Source organism: Xenorhabdus taiwanensis, from assembly GCF_036512875.1.
Lineage (GTDB): Bacteria > Pseudomonadota > Gammaproteobacteria > Enterobacterales > Enterobacteriaceae > Xenorhabdus > Xenorhabdus taiwanensis.
This window is the reverse complement of sequence record NZ_AP028978.1, coordinates 2,126,018-2,139,403: the sequence shown is the minus strand read 5'-3', so window position 1 is coordinate 2,139,403 and position 13,386 is coordinate 2,126,018. Positions and strand designations below refer to the sequence as shown.

The 13,386-nt window shown below is 40.0% G+C and carries 9 protein-coding genes; 7 read left to right on the top strand and 2 right to left on the bottom strand.

Going from position 1 to position 13,386, the window contains the following annotated elements:
- Positions 1 to 1,344, top strand: coding sequence for a UDP-glucose dehydrogenase family protein (locus ACE1SE_RS09610; RefSeq protein ID WP_374050709.1), 1,344 nt, complete (start codon positions 1 to 3; stop codon positions 1,342 to 1,344).
- Between the two features lie 8 nt (positions 1,345 to 1,352).
- Positions 1,353 to 2,363, top strand: coding sequence for an NAD-dependent epimerase (locus ACE1SE_RS09605; RefSeq protein ID WP_374050708.1), 1,011 nt, complete (start codon positions 1,353 to 1,355; stop codon positions 2,361 to 2,363).
- Positions 2,364 to 2,600: 237 nt separating this feature from the next.
- Here the strand turns inward: ACE1SE_RS09605 and ACE1SE_RS09600 are convergent, their stop codons facing one another.
- On the bottom strand, positions 2,601 to 3,002 hold the full coding sequence (locus ACE1SE_RS09600; protein WP_374050707.1) for an H-NS family histone-like protein: 402 nt from the start codon (positions 3,000 to 3,002) through the stop codon (positions 2,601 to 2,603).
- Between the two features lie 645 nt (positions 3,003 to 3,647).
- On the opposite strand from ACE1SE_RS09600, the gene ACE1SE_RS09595 reads away from it, so the two are divergent.
- Positions 3,648 to 4,244, top strand: a complete 597-nt coding sequence (locus ACE1SE_RS09595; RefSeq protein ID WP_374050706.1) for a thymidine kinase — start codon at positions 3,648 to 3,650, stop codon at positions 4,242 to 4,244.
- Positions 4,245 to 4,364: 120 nt separating this feature from the next.
- Here ACE1SE_RS09595 and adhE read toward each other — a convergent pair whose 3' ends face one another.
- Positions 4,365 to 7,028, bottom strand: coding sequence for a bifunctional acetaldehyde-CoA/alcohol dehydrogenase (adhE, locus tag ACE1SE_RS09590; protein ID WP_374050705.1), 2,664 nt, complete (start codon positions 7,026 to 7,028; stop codon positions 4,365 to 4,367).
- A gap of 1,022 nt (positions 7,029 to 8,050) precedes the next feature.
- Between adhE and ACE1SE_RS09585 the strand changes: the two genes are divergently transcribed.
- From ACE1SE_RS09585 to oppC, 4 genes are all read left to right on the top strand, one after another.
- Positions 8,051 to 9,691 (top strand): ABC transporter substrate-binding protein, encoded by a 1,641-nt coding sequence (locus ACE1SE_RS09585; RefSeq protein ID WP_374050704.1) that lies wholly within the window; start codon positions 8,051 to 8,053, stop codon positions 9,689 to 9,691.
- A 122-nt stretch (positions 9,692 to 9,813) separates the two neighbouring features.
- The gene (oppA, locus tag ACE1SE_RS09580; protein ID WP_374050703.1) at positions 9,814 to 11,457 is read left to right on the top strand and encodes an oligopeptide ABC transporter substrate-binding protein OppA; all 1,644 of its coding nucleotides are present in this window, start codon (positions 9,814 to 9,816) and stop codon (positions 11,455 to 11,457) included.
- An 81-nt stretch (positions 11,458 to 11,538) separates the two neighbouring features.
- Complete coding sequence (gene oppB / locus ACE1SE_RS09575; protein ID WP_374050702.1) at positions 11,539 to 12,459, top strand: oligopeptide ABC transporter permease OppB; 921 nt, start codon at positions 11,539 to 11,541, stop codon at positions 12,457 to 12,459.
- 14 nt (positions 12,460 to 12,473) lie between these two features.
- On the top strand, positions 12,474 to 13,382 hold the full coding sequence (oppC, locus tag ACE1SE_RS09570; protein ID WP_374050701.1) for an oligopeptide ABC transporter permease OppC: 909 nt from the start codon (positions 12,474 to 12,476) through the stop codon (positions 13,380 to 13,382).
- Positions 13,383 to 13,386: the final 4 nt, after the last annotated feature.

Here is a 13,386-nt window from a genome sequence, read left to right as displayed (position 1 = left end):
ATGAAAGTTACTGTATTTGGTATTGGCTACGTAGGCTTAGTACAAGCAACCGTATTTGCTGAAGTGGGGCATGATGTTCTTTGTGTCGATGTTGATGCAAAAAAAGTCGAGGACCTGAAAAATGGTCAAATTCCTATTTTTGAACCGGGCTTGACGCCTTTGGTAAAGAAAAATCATGCTGAAGGACGGCTGAATTTTACAACGGATGCCAAAGCCGGTATTGCTCATGGCAAATTACAGTTTATTGCAGTAGGCACACCTCCTGACGAAGATGGTTCTGCTGATCTTAAGTATGTTACTGCTGTAGCCAGAACTATTGCAGAAAATATGGATGGTTACAAAGTTATCGTTGACAAGTCAACTGTGCCAGTAGGTACGGCTGATAAAGTCAGGGCAGTAATGCAAGCAACATTGGCAGAACGTAATCTGGAATTTCCATTTGATGTCGTTTCCAATCCTGAGTTTTTGAAAGAAGGCGCTGCTGTTGCTGATTGTATGCGGCCTGAACGTATTATTATTGGTTGTGATAATGATGATGTGGTTGATGTCATGCGCGAGTTGTATGAGCCATTTAACCGTAATCATGATCGTATGATAGTCATGGATATCCGTAGTGCTGAATTGACTAAGTATGCAGCTAACTGCATGTTGGCGACAAAAATCAGTTTTATGAATGAAATTGCTAATCTGGCTGAAATGCTGGGAGCTGACATTGAACATGTGCGACAGGGAATTGGTTCCGACTCACGTATCGGATATCATTTTATTTACCCTGGATGTGGATATGGTGGTTCATGCTTCCCTAAAGATGTTCAGGCACTGATTCGGACTTCCGAACAAATTGGATATGCGCCCAAAATTCTTCAGGCAGTGGAGCAGGTTAACGAAAAACAGAAAAATAAATTGCCTGCTTTTGTAAGACAGCATTTTGGTGATGATTTATCGGACAGGACATTTGCTATTTGGGGGCTGTCATTTAAACCTAATACAGATGACATGCGTGAGGCATCGAGCCGTGTCTTGATGGAAACGTTATGGAAATGTGGCGCTAAAGTTCAGGCGTATGATCCTGAGGCTATGCAGGAAGCTCAACGTATTTATGGACAGCGTGATGATCTCTCTTTAATGGGAACAAAAGAAGCAGCATTAAAAGGTGCTGATGCTTTGATTATCTGTACAGAATGGCAAAACTTCAGAGCACCTGATTTTGATGTGATTAAAGATTCATTAAAAACGTCTGTGATTTTTGATGGCCGCAATCTTTATGATCCTGAACGCCTACAATCGCGTGGTTTTACTTATTATGGTATTGGTCGCGGTGCCTCAATCAAACCCGTCATTTGAGTTAATTTATGAAATTTTTAGTTACAGGCTCTGCTGGTTTTATAGGTTTTCATGTTAGTCAGCGGTTATTGAATATGGGGTATGAGGTTGTTGGTATTGATAACCTCAACGATTATTATGATGTTAATTTGAAACAGGCGAGATTAAATTTATTACTCCCTTATTCAAATTTCAAATTTGAAAAATTAGACTTGGCTGACAGAGTTGCAATACCCGAATTGTTCGCGAAACATCAATTCCAGCGCGTGATCCATTTAGGCGCTCAGCCGGGTGTGCGTTATTCAATACAAAACCCTATGGCATATATAGATGCCAATATTGTCGGTCATATCAATATACTTGAAGGTTGCCGCCATCATTCTGTGGAGCATCTATTATATGCATCTTCCAGTTCAGTATATGGATTAAATAAAAAGCAACCTTTTTCTACTGATGACTCAGTTGATCATCCGGTTTCTTTATATGCAGCAACGAAAAAAGCTGATGAGTTAATGTCTCACAGCTATTCACATCTTTATCAACTTCCCACTACAGGATTGAGATTTTTTACCGTATATGGACCGTGGGGGCGTCCTGACATGGCTTTATTTAAATTTACTAAAGCTATGTTAGAAGGTAAGCCGATTGATGTTTATAATCATGGTAATATGGTGAGAGATTTCACATATATTGATGACATTGTTGAATCTATAATCAGGTTGCAGGATATCATTCCGACTTCCAATAAAGACTGGTCAGTCGAAGATGGGCAAATATCTGCCAGCTCTGCGCCGTATCGAGTTTACAATATTGGCAATGGGCAGCCGACAAAACTGGGTGATTTTATTGAAGCCATTGAAACTTCATTAGGAATTGAGGCGAAGAAAAACTTTATGGAAATTCAAGATGGCGATGTATTGTCAACGTGTGCAGATTCAAGCGCGCTTTACAATAAGATTGGCTTTTCACCTAACATGCCGGTAAAGGAAGGGGTGAAACGATTTACTGATTGGTATTTAGACTTTTATCAAAAGCTGTGATAGTAGAAATAGCAAAAGGAGCGATTAGCTCCTTTTTTATTAAATTATGTTAATAAAAAACTAAGTTAGTGTTAAGTTATTTTTTATCACATCGAGAATATAAAAGCGATTTAGCCATTAATATAACTCTCTATGTTTCTACATCAGCCCGTAATTAACCTGGTTAGTTTATATTAAGCATAAAACAAAAATACCCTGTCAAGGGTATTTTTGTTATCAGGTTTACAAAGAAACTGATTAGATCAGGAAATCGTCCAGTGATTTGCCTTCTTCTTCAATTGCTTTTTTGATTACAGCGGGTGTACGGCCTTGACCAGTCCAGGTTTTAGTTTCACCGTCATCAATGTATGAATATTTTGCTGGACGAGCAGCACGTTTAGATTTACCCGTAGATTTACCACTTAAAGCATCCACTAAATCGCTTAATTCAATACCGTCTTTTTCCAGCATTTCACGGTATTCTTGAAGCTTACGTGTGCGCTCTTCTAATTGTACACGAACTTGGTTTTCTTCATCGCGACGTTCTTCAACAACAATCGTAAGTTTTTCCAGCATTTCTTCTAAAGTAGTAAGTTCACATTCTCTTGCTTGTGCGCGCAAGGTACGGATGTTATTTAAGGATTTTAAATTTTCGCTCATTGTCCTGGTCTCAAATTATAATGATGATAGCTGATGTAGAGATAATAATAGAATGCTATTTTATTTTCTGCAATAGTGAATTTACTTTCTCAGGCTAAAACATGTCATTTTAAAATGCAATTTTTGAAGTAATCGATATATTGCGTTTTAATCCTGCTATTGGGCTTACCATTTTTCAATAAGAATGAAGGGGATTACTGTAAAGTTTAGTAAGGAATAAAACCCAGAGTATAAAACTAATTTATAGTCAATCCGTAAGAAACATTAACTGTTTTGCTAGAAATAAGCTGAAGAGTAAGGGTGTGATGAAAGTTTTTTTATGGGTAATCCATTAGTTATGATCATGGTGGTTGAATTGAACAAAAGTAAACCACTTTGATTATTAATATTCAAAGGGTGAGGGTAAAAAATAACTATTTTCTTTTTATGTTAATTTTGTGCATTTGGCATGCAGTAAGTTCTGGTGGTGCTGATTTTATATGCGCAAATGTGATGATTATCATGAAAATAATCTTTTGTTATTCAACCTAATTTGTTTCTGTTACTCCACATTTGATAACAACAAGGATAATTTCAACCAAAGTTTGTGGTAAACTGGCGCGGTTATATCGCCTGATTAAATTTGACAAGAGGATGAACAGGCCAATGGCTCAGCTTTATTTTTATTATTCTGCCATGAATGCTGGGAAATCAACTTCCTTATTGCAGTCTTCCTATAACTATAACGAAAGGGGAATGAGAACGCTGATCTTTACAGCAGAAATCGATACTCGATTCGGTAAAGGAAAGGTCAGTTCCCGTATTGGCTTATCGGCCGAAGCGTTGTTGTTTTCACCGAAAACAAATATTGCTGAGCTTATCAGAAAGGAAAATGAGGCAAAAAAAGTCCATTGCGTTTTGATTGATGAATGCCAATTCTTAACGAAAGAACATGTCGAGCAACTTTGTGAAATTGTAGATTATGACGATATCCCTGTTCTTTGTTATGGTCTAAGGACAGATTTTCAAGGTGAGTTATTCAGCGGCAGTGAATATCTCCTTGCCTGGTCAGATAAATTGGTAGAGTTGAAAACAATTTGTCATTGTGGAAGAAAAGCCAGCCGTGTACTTCGTTTTGGCAGTGATGGCAACGTTGTTTACGATGGTGCTCAGGTTGATATTGGTGGTAACGAAAAATACGTCTCTGTGTGTCGTCGGCATTATACTGACGTTATTCGTGAAGCCAGGGCAAAAAAGGTTTAATACGCAACCAGTTGTAATCGAGAAACCTAAAACTATATAGGTTAAGAAGGCTGGAAAATAATAAAAAGGCGCTGGGTTGCCCTAACGCCTTTTAAGTTACATTCATCAGCCTGTCATTTATTATTCTTTCTTATTATTTTTTCTATTTGATTTTACGGTTTCCTGTAGTTTGTCTTCTTCGGTGAATTTACGGCCATAAAAAGAATCTAGCAGCAGTTGTTTCAACTCAGAAATTAATGGGTAGCGCGGATTTGCACCGGTGCATTGGTCATCAAATGCGTCTTCTGCAAGCTTGTCGATTTTTGCCAGGAAGTCAGCTTCTTGCACACCTGTTTCACGAACTGAAGCTGGAATGTCTAGCTGAGACTTCATTTCTTCCAGCCAAGCCAATAGTTTTTCAATCTTGGCAGCGGTACGATCATCTGATGAGGTTAGTCCCAGATGATCTGCAATTTCCGCATAGCGACGTCGTGCTTGTGGGCGGTCATATTGGCTGAAGGCAGTCTGTTTGGTTGGATTATCATTAGCGTTATAGCGGATTACGTTACAAATTAACAGTGCATTCGCTAAGCCATGTGGGATATGAAACTCAGAGCCAAGCTTGTGAGCCATAGAGTGGCATACGCCCAAGAATGCATTAGCAAAGGCAATACCGGCTATCGTTGCTGCATTATGGACACGTTCGCGGGCAATGGGATTTTTTGCCCCTTTGTGGTAACTAACGGGCAGGTAATCTTTCAGTAGTTTTAATGCTTGTAGTGCTTGTCCATCAGAATATTCATTGGCTAAAACAGAAACGTAGGCTTCCAGTGCGTGGGTGACTGCATCCAGGCCACCAAAAGCACATAGTGATTTCGGCATATCCATGACTAGGTTTGCGTCAACAATCGCCATATCAGGGGTGAGTGCGTAGTCTGCCAAAGGATATTTCTGCCCGGTTACGTCATCGGTAACAACCGCGAAAGGCGTGACTTCTGAACCAGTGCCTGAAGTGGTAGTAATGGCGATCAGTTTAGCTTTTACACCCATTTTCGGGAACTTATAGATACGTTTACGGATATCCATAAAGCGCAGAGCCAGTTCCTCAAAATGTGTTTCTGGATGCTCATACATCACCCACATAATTTTAGCTGCATCCATCGGGGAACCGCCGCCAAGGGCAATGATGACATCCGGTTTAAACAGATGCATTTGTTCAGTACCTTTGCGAACGATACTTAATGTTGGATCTGCTTTGACTTCAAAAAATACTTCAGTTTCAACGTCGTAAGATTTCAAGACATTAATAACCTGATCGGCATAACCGTGATTGAATAAGAAACGGTCTGTTACAATAAAAGCGCGTTTAGCACCATCGGTAGCGACTTCATCCAATGCAATAGGCAGAGAACCGCGGCGGAAATAGATTGATTTTGGAAGTTTGTGCCACAACATATTTTCGGCTCTTTTGGCGATGGTTTTTGTGTTGATCAGGTGTTTTGGCCCAACATTTTCAGAAATAGAGTTGCCTCCCCAAGAACCACAACCCAGCGTCAAAGAAGGGGACAGCTTAAAGTTATACAGGTCTCCAATCCCGCCTTGAGATGCCGGTGTGTTGATTAAAATACGTGCGGTCTTCATTTTGTTGCCAAAGTATTTAATACGCTCTGCCTGATTATCTTGTTCGGTATAGAGACATGACGTATGTCCAATCCCCCCCATCTCAACCAATTTCTCGGCTTTTTCGACCGCATCTTCAAAATCTTTACCACGGTACATGGCAAGCAATGGCGATAGTTTTTCATGAGCAAAGGGCTCTGCTTCATCTGCCAGAGTAACTTCACCAATAAGAATTTTAGTGTTTTCGGGGACATTAATACCGGCCATTCCAGCAATTTTTATTGCTGGCTGGCCAACAATCTCTGCATTTAAGTTACCATTTTTCAGGATAACATCTTGAATGGCCTTTAGCTCTTTTCCCTGGAGAAGATACCCACCGTGAGTTGAAAAACGTTCACGGACTTGCTCGTAAACAGAATCAACGACGATAACAGATTGTTCTGAAGCACAAATCACGCCGTTATCAAACGTCTTAGACATCAGGATAGATGCAACGGCACGTTTGATATCGGCCAACTCATCAATCACGACAGGGGTATTGCCAGCACCGACACCAATAGCGGGTTTGCCTGAACTATAGGCTGCTTTTACCATGCCGGGACCACCTGTTGCCAAAATCAGATTAATGTCAGGGTGGTGCATTAAGGCATTTGAGAGTTCAACGGAAGGTTCATCTATCCAGCCAATGATATCCTCTGGAGCGCCTGCTTCAACCGCTGCCTTTAAGACAATCTCTGCTGCATTGTTGGTCGCTTTTTTGGCTCGTGGATGAGGGGAAAAAATAATACCATTACGGGTTTTCAGGCTGATAAGTGCTTTGAAAATTGCAGTAGATGTTGGATTTGTTGTTGGAATAATGGCGCAAATTAGGCCAATAGGTTCAGCGATAGTAATGGTACCGAAAGTATTATCTTCCGATAAGATACCGCAAGTTTTATCATCTTTATAGGCGTTATAAATATATTCTGAAGCAAAGTGGTTTTTGATCACTTTATCTTCCACAATTCCCATGCCTGATTCAGATACGGCTAATTTTGCCAGGGGAATACGGGCATCAGCAGCGGCAAGGGCCGCCGCCCGAAAAATTCGGTCAACTTGTTCCTGAGAAAAATTGGCAAATTCATGCTGGGCTTTTTTTACGCGAGCAACTAATTCATTGAGTTCTGCGACGTGAGTTACAGCCATAAAAATTACTCCTGACAGATGTTAAATTTCTTAGGGCAATTAGCTGCGAGATTGTTAATTTATTAAATAATATTATAAGATTAATCGTTTAGATTTAATCGTGAATATAGCTAATTGCCTTAAAAAATTGCTTAACAAAATGATTAATATAGGAATAGTTTCTTTCCTTGAAATCCTGTGTTGAATACAGCTTACCATTTACAGGCATTTGTATTGTGATTTAGATCATGAAAACATCAAGCTGACTCAATTCAGCTATTGTGTCTGGGGGAAATGAGCATTAGTTTATTATTTAACTATGAAAATACAATTTATTAACTTTGCAGTGGGCTGGTATTAATGTGATTACTCGAATTGTGGGATTATTATTAATATATTTGGCATAAGGGTTTAGCTTTATTTCCTGGGTTATTATGATATCGCAAAAATAGCTTATGTATTTGTTTAAATTATTAATGTAATAAGTTGAAAATTTATACTTAAATGGGGGTTAAATCAGCCAAAAATCAACCAATAAATGATCGATTAAAGTGTAATTGGTTGATAACATCATTTTTGATTGTCATTTTCTTGAAACATTGTTCATATTTTATTCCTTTTTGATCTGTGATTTTCTTAAAATAATACTGTAATTTTCCACACTATTTTTGCATTTCATAATCTTATCTGACTGGTAGGCTTGTATCATTGTTTTGTGATGAAGATGTACTTTTACTCTGTGGCGATTGCATTTTGTTAAAATAATGTTTATTTTCTCTTTTGATAATATTCCACGAATATTGCATGGAGATAACAGAATAAAACCCATTATTATCACTATGTTACATTAGTTTTGCAAATGTATTGTATGCAAAAGTAACGAATGATCTTAATGTTTTAATAACAGCATTACAAAAAATAACAATTATTGTGTGGGCATAGTTTTTTAGTAGGTTAATTACCATTTGTTAATAAGATAAGTAAATTATTGGAGTTAGTAGATTAAAAACGATTCATTTACTGTTTATAACTTGGAGTGAAATATGAGAAAAAAAACATCAAAGTTAGGTCAGTTGATTTCAAGTATCGTTTTATTATCTTTTCCTGTTGCACAGAGTATCGCTGCAACTCTTTCAGCAGGAGTTACACTCGCTGAAAAACAAGAAATAACCGTTAACAATGGTGTTGAAGTCACTTCATTGGATCCTCATAAAGTTGAAGGTGCTCCAGAAACTAACATTATCCGCAATCTGCTGGAAGGATTGGTAACGACTGGGCCAAATGGTGAAACTGTACCTGGTGTGGCAGAAAGATGGGAGAATGAAGGTTATAAGGTATGGACATTCTATTTACGTAACGACGCCAAATGGAGTGATGGTAAGCCTGTAACTGCACAGGATTTTGTTTACAGTTGGCGTCGGCTTGCTGATCCAAGCACCGGGTCGCCTTATACCAGTTACTTGCAATATGCTTATATTCAAAACGTTGACGATATTCTGAAAGGAATAAAATCACCGGAACAATTAGGTGTTAAAGCGCTGGATGATCACCGTTTCCAGGTAACACTCAGCCAGCCAGTTCCTTATCTGGTCGATATGTTGAGTCATACAGCGATGAAACCCGTCAGACAAGATGTCATTGAAAAATGGGGGAATAAATGGACCTTGCCAGAACATTATATTGGCAATGGTGCTTATACATTGAAGGATTGGGTGGTCAATGAGCGAATTGTTTTAACGCGTAATCTCCAGTATTGGAACAATAAAGAAACCATCATTGAAAAAGGCACTTTCCTGCCCATTGTCTCAGGCGTTAGTGATGTTAATCGTTATCGTAGTGGGGAAGTTGATATCACTGACAATGCAATCCCTCCTGATTTATACCAAAAAATGAAACGGGATATCCCCGAACAATTGCAAGTTTCACCTTATTTGTGCACGTTTTACTACGAAATCAATAATCAGAAGCCACTATTTAAAGATAAACGGGTGCGTGAAGCCATAAAACTGAGTATTGATCGAGATATCATTACCGAAAGAATTATGGCACAGGGACAAATTCCAGCTTATGGATTTACTCCGATTTATATTGGGGGGGGATTGTCCATTAATCCAGCATGGGCAAGTTGGACACAGGAACAACGTAATCAACGGGCAAGGAATTTGTTGAAAGAAGCGGGTTTTGATGCCAGTCATCCTCTTAAGTTTACCTTGTTGTACAACACCACCGAGCAAAACAAACAACAAGCCATCGCTGCGGCTTCTATGTGGCAGAAAAATATTGGTGCAAAAGTCACGTTGCAAAATCAGGAGTGGAAAACCTCGCTCCAGAACCGCCATCAAGGGAATTATGATGTTGCGAGGGCAACATGGTGTGGCGATTATAACGAACCTTCTTCTTTCCTGAATATGTTGCTGTCAAGTAGTAGTAACAATACCGTTTTTTATCAAAGTGAGACTTTTGATAACTATCTTAACCATGCCCTGACTGCCAAAGATGGCGCTACACGTAAGGAATTTTATCAGCAAGCTGAAGCCCAGCTTGATAAAGATTCAGGACTGATACCCGTTTATTACCGCGTCAGTGTGCGCCTCATTCGCCCGACAGTTGGGGGAATGACAGGAAAAGATCCTATGGATTATGTTGATCTAAAGAATTTATATATTAAAAAGGTGAATAACTAATCATCTCCACGAAATATTATCTTACCGTAAATAAAATAGTTCCTTTTGGATGTGGATTAACCATCCCAATGCGTGGACATAACTTTAATAGGTCAAATGATATCAATAGGAGTAAGAATAAGATGATAAACACAACAAAGAAAAAACTGGCTACTGGCATTACATTAGCGTTAGGCATGATGATCGGAGGGCAGGCCTTTGCAGCACAAGTGCCTGCTGGCGTGCAACTTGCAGATGCTGCGAAACAAGTGTTGGTTCGCAACAATGCCTCTGAACCCCAATCATTGGATCCACATAAAATCGAAGGTGTACCGGAATCTAACATCGCGCGTGATTTGTTTGAAACTCTGGTAATCAATGACCCTGACGGTAAAATTATACCGGGAGTTGCAGAAAGTTGGGAAAATAAGGATTTCAAAGTTTGGACATTCCATCTGCGTAAAGATGCAAAGTGGTCTAATGGTGACCCTGTCACTGCGCAGGATTTTGTCTATAGCTGGCGTCGTATATCAGATCCAAATACCGCGTCCCCCTATGCAAGTTTTCTTCAATATGCCCATATTCTTAATGTCGACGATGTCATCAAAGGTAAACAAAAACCGGAAGCACTGGGCGTTAAGGCATTAGACGACCATACATTACAATTAACACTCAGTGAAGCAGTTCCTTATTTAGTCAAATTATTTGTTCACCCGACGACATCTCCGGTTCATCGTGCAACAATTGAAAAATATGGTGAGAGATGGACACAACCACAGAATTTTGTCGGTAATGGCGCTTACAAACCGAAGAGTTGGATGATTAACGAACGCCTTGTTCTTGAACGTAGTCCAACGTATTGGGACAATAAAAATACGGTCATTAATCAAGTAACTTTCTTGCCTATTTCGTCTGAAGTCACGGATGCTAATCGCTATCGCGCTGGCGAAATTGAAATGACTTATACCAACTTACCGGTCGAACTATTTCAAAAACTAAAAAAAGACATTCCCGAACAGTTGCGTGTAAACCCATATTTATGTACTTATTATTATGAAATAAATAACCAAAAACCCCCATTTGATGATCCCCGTGTGCGCACTGCACTGAAATTAGGTATGGATCGCGATATCATAACGTATAAGGTTAAGAACCAGGGAGACTCACCGGCCTATGGTTATACTCCCCCCTTTATTGCTGACTTCAAAGATGAGAAACCAGACTGGTATGTTAAGTTGAATCAGCAGCAGCGTAATGAAGAAGCGAAAAAACTTCTGGCAGAAGCTGGTTTTACCAAAGATCACCCTCTGAAAATTAATCTTTTGTATAACACTTCTGATCTACATAAAAAATTAGCCATTGCTGCGGCATCCATTTGGAAAAAGAATATTGGTGTTGAGGTTTCCCTCGAAAACCAAGAATGGAAAACTTTTCTTGATTCCCGCCATCAGGGAAATTATGACGTTGCCCGTGCAGGGTGGTGTGCGGATTACAACGAAGCGTCCTCTTTCCTGAACTCGATGTTATCTGATAGCAGCAATAACACCGCTCACTATAAGAGCAAAGCATTTGATGCCTTGATGAAACAATCTCTGGAAGTCAAAACAGATGAAGAGCGTGCTGAGGTTTATGCCAAGGCAAATGCTGTATTGGACAAAGACTCAGCGATAGTTCCTCTTTTTTACTATGCGAGTACCCGTTTAGTGAAACCCTATGTAGGTGGTTATACCGGTAAAGATCCATTGGAAAACCTGCATACTAAAGATCTGTACATAATAAAACATTAGGAATTAGCAGGTGATCTAATTGGGTCGCCTGCTTGTTAAATAATTAAAAGCCACGGTTTGGCTAAACAGTAGGAACGGGCAATGCTAAAATTTATTTTACGTCGCTGCTTAGAGGCGATCCCGACACTTTTTATACTTATTACTATTTCGTTTTTTATGATGCGCCTTGCTCCGGGTAGCCCATTTACAGGGGAAAGGAAGCTACCGCCAGAAGTTATGGCAAATATTGAAGCGAAATATCATCTAAATGATCCTATTTATAAACAATATTTCAACTACTTAATCCAGCTCTCTAAAGGGGATTTTGGCCCTTCATTCAAATATAAAGACTATAGTGTCAATGATCTGGTTGCAGAAGCTTTGCCTGTTTCTGCTAAATTAGGATTTGCTGCCTTTGTTATGGCGGTAATATTCGGTGTCAGTGCAGGGGTTATTGCGGCATTGAACCAGAATACAAAATGGGATTACACGGTAATGGGGTTTGCCATGACAGGGGTCGTGATCCCTGGTTTCGTGGTTGCCCCCTTATTAGTTTTGATATTCGCCATCACATTAAAATGGCTGCCGGGAGGAGGCTGGAATGGCGGGGCACCTAAATATATGCTCTTGCCAATGGTTGCACTTTCCCTCTCTTATATTGCCAGTATATCCCGTATTACCCGCGGTTCCATGATAGAAGTCTTGCATTCCAATTTTATTCGTACGGCACGAGCCAAGGGTTTACCATTGCGAAAGATTATTTTTCGTCATGCGTTAAAACCTGCCTTATTACCCGTTATCTCTTACATGGGACCCGCGTTCGTAGGCATCATTACGGGTTCAATGGTTATCGAAACTATTTTCGGTTTACCTGGCTTGGGACAATTGTTTGTCAATGGCGCATTAAACCGTGATTACTCACTGGTACTTAGTTTGACGATTCTGGTGGGGAGCTTGACCATTATGTTTAATGCCATCGTTGATGTGCTGTATGCCGTCATTGATCCGAAAATTCGTTATTAGAACTGGAGCACGCAATGTTACTGAATAAAAAAAATAGCGAAGCTCTGGAAAACTTTTCTGAGCAACTGGAAATTGAAGGCCGCAGTTTGTGGCAGGATGCACGTCGCCGTTTTATGCATAACAAGGCGGCGATTACGAGTTTATGTATTCTATTCCTGATCACATTATTTGTGATCTTAGCCCCGATGTTGTCCCAATTTGCTTACGATGATACAGATTGGAATATGATGACGATGCCGCCGGATTTTGAATCCAGACACTATTTTGGCACCGATTCATCAGGGCGTGACCTGCTGGTACGTGTTGCCATTGGCGGACGTATTTCATTGATGGTCGGGATTGCCGCCGCTTTAATTGCCGTGTTATTTGGCACTTTGTATGGTGCGATGTCAGGCTATCTTGGTGGCAAAACTGACATGGTTATGATGCGTTTGTTGGAAATCCTCAACTCTTTCCCATTCATGTTCTTCGTTATCCTTCTGGTTACTTTCTTTGGTCAAAACATCCTGTTGATTTTCGTTGCAATCGGCATGGTGTCGTGGCTGGACATGGCACGTATCGTCCGTGGTCAGACTCTGAGTCTAAAACGCAAAGAATTCATCGAAGCGGCGTTGGTTTGTGGGGTTTCTACCCGTAATATCGTTTTGCGCCATATCGTGCCGAACGTATTAGGTGTTGTGGTGGTTTATGCCTCATTACTTGTACCTAGCATGATCCTGTTTGAATCCTTCTTAAGCTTCCTTGGTTTGGGAACTCAGGAACCCCTCAGCAGTTGGGGAGCGTTGTTAAGTGATGGCGCCAACTCAATGGAAGTAGCTCCGTGGTTACTGTTATTTCCGGCAGGCTTTCTGGTAATGACCCTGTTTTGTTTTAACTTTATTGGTGACGGCCTGCGAGATGCCCTCGATCCGAAAGACCGTTAAGGAG